Genomic DNA, 4,672 nt, shown 5'->3' on the forward strand with positions numbered 1-4,672 from the left:
AGGCGGATGTAGCCGGGGACGTTGGTGTGGGCCGGACAGGCCCATTGGCAATCGACGACCTTGTGGTAGTACTGCGGGTCGCTGACGTTGGTCACTGCCATGTGGCGTTGCTCCTGGGGAGTGATAAGCTGGTATTCGCTAGCATGCCTCAGGGACCACGTAACGGCAAGCAGGGAGATCCCGAAGTTGGGGGGCGGTCGGGGTCGGCGTGACAGGCGCCCGAGGGCGTGCGGGACGAGCCGCCTGTCACCGAGGGCCGCGCTCTTAATCCGGCTGCTGATTGCCCCCGGCTGGCCTCAGGTACTTAGTGTGCCAAGCGAGCAATCGCTGGTGAAAATCGGTCCAGTCCTTGACTGACGACAGCGGCGCGCCCTGGCCGCCCGGCTGTACGCCAACCGGCTCAGGGATCCCATCCTGCTGATCCACCGTATGGCCGACAACAACACCGGCACGTTCCCCATCCAGAGCGAACGCCTGTATCAGGCGCTCAAGGGGAAACGGGCCACCGTGCGGTACATGCAACTCCCGGTGAGTCGCACGGGTATCGCGCGCGCGAGTGTGGGGCACACATTGGCCGAGATGGCAGCGTGGCTCGACTGGTATCTGAAGCGGGCGAAGACGGCGATGTAGCCGGGCACATGGCGTAGAGACGGGCCGTGTCGTATTCTCGACCGGCTCGACCCGCGCGGCCTGCGCGTGGTTTCTCACCCTCCCCGCGCCAATGCCCGCCTCCGATTCCCCGACGTCCTCGCGCCGCGTGGTCTGGTTGCTCGCCCTTCTTGGGCTGGTGGCCTATGCGCTGCGCACCAACATCGCAATCGCGCAGGAGTACATGGCCCCCGAACTGGGGCTCAGCATGGTGCAGATGGGGGTGATCTCCGCGTGGGGGTTCCAACTTGCTTACACGATTGGGCAAGTCCCCGGCGGCGCCATGGGCGACCGGTACGGGGCGCGGCTGGTGCTCGCGGTGGCGAGTATGGGGTGGGCCGTGGCATCGCTGGCCTCGGGCGCGGTGATGGGGTACATGCGGGACGGCGCGCACGATCGCCGCCGACTGCAACCAACTCGCGCCACGCGCCGGCCACCCACGGTGGCGACGCGATCCAGAACGGCTCTTGCGACCCGTCTGCGGTGCGGGTAACGTAAGGTATCAATCTACGAGATCACATCTCATGTATTGAGACTCGTAGTAAAGGCGCGACGCGAGGCTTCGTCGCCTGCCTCAGGCCTCGCCTCACCATCCCGCCACCGATGACTGACCCGAGCGAGCGTCGGCCGACGCCGAGCCACGACATGGTGTATCCCGGGCGCGAGGAGGCCCGCCTCGTCCCGCTGGCCGCATACGCGCGTCGTCCGGTATCGGAGATGCGATCGCTGGCCACGGGATTCTACGCCGAGATGAATCGGCGCCGCACGGTTCGCCACTTCAGCACGGACCCCGTCCCTCGCGAGCTGGTTGAACTGGCCATCCGGACGGCGGGAACGGCGCCGTCGGGCGCGCATCACCAGCCATGGCACTTCGTGGTCATCGGCGACCCCGCGCTCAAGGCGCGCATTCGCGAGGCGGCCGAACGCGAGGAGTTCGAAACGTACCAGCGCCGAATGAGTGAGGAGTGGCGGACGGCGCTCGCGCCGATCGGGACGCACTGGGTCAAGGAGCACCTGACGGACGCGCCGTGGATCGTCGTGCTCTTCAAGCAGAGTTACGGCATCCTTCCCGATGGCACCAAGCGCAAGAACTACTACGTCGACGAATCAGTGGGGATCGCGGCCGGGATGTTCATCACGGCGCTCCATCACATGGGGCTCGTGACGCTCACGCACACACCGACCCCCACGGGATTCCTGCGGGAGTTGCTCAATCGCGGCAAGAACGAGACGGCCGTGCTGGTCCTTCCGGTGGGGTTCCCGCACGCCGAGGCGACTGTCCCGGACTTCACGCGAAAGCCGCTCGAGGAAATCACGACATGGCACGTCGCGGACGACGTCACGTGATCACGTCGCGGCAACCTGCCAACGCCTCGCCGCCGCCTCCATATCCGGCTTGAGCGCCTCGTCGCCCTTGCTGCTCGCCTCCTGGAATTCACGCCGCTGCGCCGTGTAGCGCGCCACGCGCGCCGGTCTGCTTGCTCCCCCGTTCAAGGAGACCTTCTCCCGGTTCGGGCGCGTTGCGGATGCTGGAGAGGAAGCTTCACACGACCGCCGCCGGGGCAGCGATGTCGAGCACCACGCGGTTGGCCATGACGCCGTTGCCCGCGCCGCCTTCTCCCGCATGCCGCAGGGGGGTGGCGTACCCGCCACGGTATCGCGTCGTGACGTACCCGTTGTCCGGGATATGGACCAGCACCCGGGCCAGGACGGGATAGGAATTTCAATCGGGGCGGGTCGGCTATCCGTCGAGTATCCGACGCGATCACCGCCCGCGCGAGCACCGTCTGACGGGCATTGGCGTGCCCGCGGACTGGTTCGCGCGCCTCGAGGGCCGTGGGAACGGCGGGCACCGCGGGGGGAGCGATGCCGGCGGGGGCCCATCCGTCGCGCCGGTGGGACCGCCGCCCACGCCGAAGGTCCCCGCGTGGCGGCGGGGCGGCGGGGCCGTGCTCAGGGGACGGTCGGGGCGTCGGCCGACGGACGTGGGGCGCGTGACGCCCCCCGGCTCGCGGGGGCCCGCGTCGATGGGGGGCTCCTCGCGCCGGCGTGGGTCGCGTGCGCCGCACGGGAGGCGCGGGTGCGGAGGTGCGCGAGGATCTGGTCGATCACCGACGCCTGGGTGATGAACGCGACGATGCGCATGGCGCCGTGGCAGGTGGGACACGCGAGCGAGTCGACCTCGAAAATCTGCTGCAGCAGGGTCGCCCACCGGCGGCTGGCTTCGGTCGGCGCGAGGCGTGGCGCGGCGACGATGGCGGGCGGCGCACAGGGAGCGGGCTCGGCCTGCCGCCGCATGATGGCCCCATCGTGCAGGAAGCGCTGAGTGGTCGGGCCGAACGGGCCGCGACCTATCAGGATCTGCTCAAGAGTCCGTACGACGAGCGGGTCTTCGAGCACTTCGCCACGAGCCAGCTGGCCCTCGTTGCGCTCGACGGAACGGTGACGCCCCTCGGCCCACCGGCCATGCGCACCGGCGTCGATCCGTCGCCCGACGGGCGCTTCCTGCTGGTGAGCACCGTCTCGCGCCCGTTTTCGTACACGGTGCCCCTGGAGTACTTCCCCACCCGCACCGACGTGTGGGCCGTGGACGGTCGGGTGGTGAAGACCGTGGCCGACCGCCCGCTCATCGAACGGGTCCCGTGGGGTGGCGGTTCAGCGCTCACCGGGCCACGTACCATCGGGTGGCGCAGCGACGCCGACGCGACCCTCGCGTGGATCGAGGCCCTCGATGGCGGCGATCCCGCCGCGAAGGTCGCGAAGCGGGACCGCGTGCTGCTGCTGCCGGCGCCCTTCGCGAGCGGAGCGACGACGCTGGTGGAGACGGAATACCGCGCGACCAGCATCACGTGGGACTCGCCGACCCGGGCGATCGCTCGCGAGCTCGACGCGCGTACGCGCCGGACCCGCACCTGGCTCATCGACCCGTCGGGTGCGGCCGCGCCGCGCCAGCTGTGGGAGCGCAGCAGCGAAGACCGGTACGGCGATCCCGGTGAGTTCCTCACCACCCGCGATGCGCGTGGCCGGGTGCGACTGCTCACCACACCGGACGGACGCCACGCCTTCCTGACCGGACCCGGGGCCAGCCCCGCGGGCGACCAACCGTTCCTCGATCGGTATGAGCTCGCCAACGGGCAATCCACGCGCCTCTTCCGCAGTGCGGCGCCGTACTTCGAGCAGGTGACCAGCGTGCTGGACGCGACCGGCACGCGCGTGGTCACGCGGCGGGAGTCCAAGTCGGAGCCGCCCAACTACTTCGTGCGCGAACTCGGGCGGAAGGGGGCGCCGCGCGCGCTCACGGCGTTCACCGATCCGGCGCCGCAGTTCGCCGGCGTCACGAGCCAGCGCATCACGTACAAGCGCAAGGATGGCGTGCAGCTGTCGGCCACCGTGCACCTCCCGCCGGGCTACGACAAGGCAAAGGACGGGGCGTTGCCATTCCTGCTGTGGGCGTACCCCCTCGAATTCCGTTCCGCCGAGGCGGCCTCGCAGGTCACGGGGTCGCCCTATCGCTTCACGCGTCCCGCCGGGATGTCGCACTTGTTCATGCTGACCCAGGGGTACGGCGTGATGGACGATCCGACGATGCCGATCGTGGCCTTCGACGGAAAGGAGCCCAACGACACGTACGTGGAGCAGCTCACCGCGAGTGCGCAGGCCGCCGTGGATACGCTCGTGGCCATGGGGGTGGCCGATCGTGATCGCATCGCCGTGGGCGGACACTCCTACGGCGCCTTCATGACGGCCAACCTGCTGGCGCACACGCGGCTGTTCAAGGCCGGCATCGCGCGCAGCGGGGCCTACAATCGTACCCTCACGCCGTTTGGCTTCCAGGGCGAGGAGCGTTCGTACTGGGAGGCGCCAGAGCTGTACGAGCGCATGTCGCCGTTCACGTATGCCAACCGGATCAAGGATCCGATCCTGCTCATTCACGGCATGGCCGACAACAACACCGGCACGTTCCCCATGCAGAGCGAGCGCATGTACCAGGCGCTCAAGGGGAACGGGGCCACCGTGCGCTATG

The 4,672-nt window shown here is 69.1% G+C and carries 6 protein-coding genes; 4 read left to right on the forward strand and 2 right to left on the reverse strand.

Annotation, left to right across the window (positions count from 1 at the left end; all coding sequences use genetic code 11):
- Window positions 1-429 precede the first annotated feature (429 nt).
- From ACIQ6O_RS13180 to ACIQ6O_RS13190, 3 genes are all read left to right on the forward strand, one after another.
- Window positions 430-630, forward strand: a complete 201-nt coding sequence (locus ACIQ6O_RS13180; protein ID WP_396208251.1) for an alpha/beta hydrolase family protein — start codon at window positions 430-432, stop codon at window positions 628-630.
- Between the two features lie 91 nt (window positions 631-721).
- Window positions 722-1,141, forward strand: coding sequence for an MFS transporter (locus ACIQ6O_RS13185; RefSeq protein ID WP_396208252.1), 420 nt, complete (start codon window positions 722-724; stop codon window positions 1,139-1,141).
- Window positions 1,142-1,251: 110 nt separating this feature from the next.
- Window positions 1,252-1,995 (forward strand): nitroreductase family protein, encoded by a 744-nt coding sequence (locus tag ACIQ6O_RS13190; protein WP_396208253.1) that lies wholly within the window; start codon window positions 1,252-1,254, stop codon window positions 1,993-1,995.
- Here the strand turns inward: ACIQ6O_RS13190 and ACIQ6O_RS13195 are convergent, their stop codons facing one another.
- Window positions 1,996-2,142: a hypothetical protein gene (locus ACIQ6O_RS13195; protein WP_396208254.1), complete on the reverse strand. Its 147-nt coding sequence runs from the start codon at window positions 2,140-2,142 to the stop codon at window positions 1,996-1,998.
- 49 nt (window positions 2,143-2,191) lie between these two features.
- Window positions 2,192-2,347: a hypothetical protein gene (locus tag ACIQ6O_RS13200; RefSeq protein ID WP_396208255.1), complete on the reverse strand. Its 156-nt coding sequence runs from the start codon at window positions 2,345-2,347 to the stop codon at window positions 2,192-2,194.
- A 359-nt stretch (window positions 2,348-2,706) separates the two neighbouring features.
- On the opposite strand from ACIQ6O_RS13200, the gene ACIQ6O_RS13205 reads away from it, so the two are divergent.
- On the forward strand, window positions 2,707-4,672 hold a 1,966-nt coding region (locus ACIQ6O_RS13205), incomplete at its 3' end, for an alpha/beta hydrolase family protein (protein ID WP_396208256.1).

The sequence above is a fragment of the Gemmatimonas sp. genome (assembly GCF_044345575.1).
In the GTDB taxonomy this organism is placed as follows: Bacteria; Gemmatimonadota; Gemmatimonadetes; order Gemmatimonadales; family Gemmatimonadaceae; genus Gemmatimonas.